We start from the raw sequence: 1,133 nt of genomic DNA, 5'->3' as shown, positions 1-1,133 counted from the left end.
GTTAGTCATTGCTTATTCTCCTGTTAGTGGATTATAAGCAGTTACACAGAGTTTGGGAAACTCCCCTATGGTAAAGGACTTTAATATGAAGCTGTTACCTTTCTTCTTAGCCATATCTGACATCCCAGTAGACATTGTCCGCTAATAGAGCATAGGTAGCTTTCTGTTGATTGGTTAAGTTGCTCATTATTTAGTTTCCTTTTCATTAAGTATCGTGATAGGTATTTCTAATCTTCTAAACCTTTCGTCTTGTTTGCTTTCAAGCGATAACTTTTCGCTCCATGTAATCTTTTTACCATCTAATGGTCTAGGAACTAAACCCCAATCACTGATACCTAAAGGATGAATGATGTTCATACTATTGAAACTATCAATGTTAGCGACATCTGCTTTGACAAACTCACCTTGTTGATTGAGCGCAGCAATACATATCTGCTTATATGTGACACCCACTAAACGACAATTAATTGAATTATTAAGGTGCTCTGACCCCTGCCGTCAAATCCGTACACATAAACTTGGGAGATTTTAATTACGCAGCCTGACGATAGTAGTCAAACCACACCTGTCTTGGCGCTCGATAGCCCAAGCCCTTTTGAATCCTAGTCTGATTATAATACAGCTCAATATACCCAATGATATCGCTAGTGGCTGCAAACCTCGTTTTATAATCTTGATGATATACTAGTTCATTCTTCAAGACGCCCCAGAAGCTTTCTATAGGTGCGTTGTCATAGCAATTACCTTTGCCGCTCATTGAGCCTGTAAACTTATGCTGCTCGATAATCTTATGGTACGCATGGCTACAATATTGGCTACCTCTATCTGAATGAACAATCAGTCCTTGAGTAGGTCGTTTGTTCTTGATTGCCATATTGAGTGCACGGCATACTAAATCAGCGGTCATGCGCTTATTGATAGCGTAGCCGACAAGCTCTTTGGTGTATAAATCTTTCACTCCAGCTAAATATAACCAGCCCTCAGCAGTCCAGATATAGGTAATGTCGCTGACCCATGCTTCGTTAGGACGCTTAGCGTCAAACCTCTGATCTAAAACATTGTCATAGACCAGCTTGTTGTGGTTTGAGTCAGTAGTGACTTTAAAGCGCTTATGACGACGGCATTTGATGCCG

The 1,133-nt window shown here is 40.5% G+C and carries 2 protein-coding genes; both read right to left on the bottom strand.

The genetic code is table 11. The annotated features are described in order from the left end of the window. Window positions 1–186: 186 nt before the first annotated feature. Entirely contained in the window at window positions 187–453 is a 267-nt protein-coding gene (locus ACT3QP_RS14835; RefSeq protein WP_192992721.1) for a hypothetical protein, read from the bottom strand. Between the two features lie 79 nt (window positions 454–532). After that, window positions 533–1,133: IS3 family transposase (locus ACT3QP_RS14830; protein WP_444526032.1), on the bottom strand; the 601-nt coding region annotated here is incomplete at its 5' end.

Source organism: Psychrobacter sp. AOP7-B1-24 (assembly GCF_052376215.1).
Taxonomy (GTDB): Bacteria; Pseudomonadota; Gammaproteobacteria; order Pseudomonadales; family Moraxellaceae; genus Psychrobacter.
Note: the sequence above shows the minus strand (reverse complement) of the source record. Positions and strands in the feature narration are given on the sequence as shown.